Below are 775 nucleotides of genomic sequence, written 5' to 3' on the forward strand. Positions count from 1 at the left end.
GCCTTCAAAAGGCAACAAATAATGGCAAATTCAAAATCAAAAACTGGAAAAAGTACAAAATACGAGATTCGTCAAAGTCGTATTTTCAGTGAGTCGTTCAAACGAGAAAAAGTCGAAGACATTCTCAACAAAAGGATTAGTATCATCGAATTTTGTAAATTGTGGGATGTCAGTAGCACAAGCGTTTATCGCTGGATTTACCAATATTCTCCCCACTACAAAAAAGGTACTAAGATGATTGTACAACAAGATTCCGAAGAAGCTAAAACTCAGGAGCTACTCAAAAAAGTAGCTGAACTTGAGCGTATCCTTGGGCAAAAACAAATGGAAATTGACTATCAATCAAAGCTCATTGAGATTGCCTCAAAGGAACTCGACATCGACCTAAAAAAAAGTTTCAAGCCAACACTTTAGAGTACTTTCGTCGAAATATTACTCAATATTCTTACCAGATGAAGCACTTGTATGCACTTTGTGGTATTTCTAAACAAGGACATTATCAAATGCTCCGCAGAATCGAAGAATGGAAGGTAAAAGAAAGTCTTTATGTGGGCTTGATTCTCCAGATTAGGGAGATTCATCCTGCTATGGGTCTGAGAACTATGTATGACTATTATCAACCAGAAGGAATCGGACGAGATGCCTTTATCAGCATCGGACTCTATTATGGCTTTAGGGTAAAAGCCTATAGAAACCTCTGTAGGACTACTTTTTCAAGTCCTTACAGTCGTTACAAAAACCTTTTGGTTGATAAAGTCCTCACAGACATTAACCA

At 37.4% G+C, this 775-nt stretch carries 1 protein-coding gene and 1 pseudogene; both read left to right on the top strand.

What is annotated here, in order from left to right:
* A partial coding sequence (locus VB248_RS22540) for a transposase (protein WP_323299099.1) occupies positions 1–414 on the top strand: 414 nt, incomplete at its 5' end.
* Positions 415–452: 38 nt separating this feature from the next.
* Positions 453–775: pseudogene (locus VB248_RS22545) on the top strand (IS3 family transposase); the annotation flags it as partial.

The organism is Arcicella rigui, assembly GCF_034929435.1.
Lineage (GTDB): Bacteria > Bacteroidota > Bacteroidia > Cytophagales > Spirosomataceae > Arcicella > Arcicella rigui.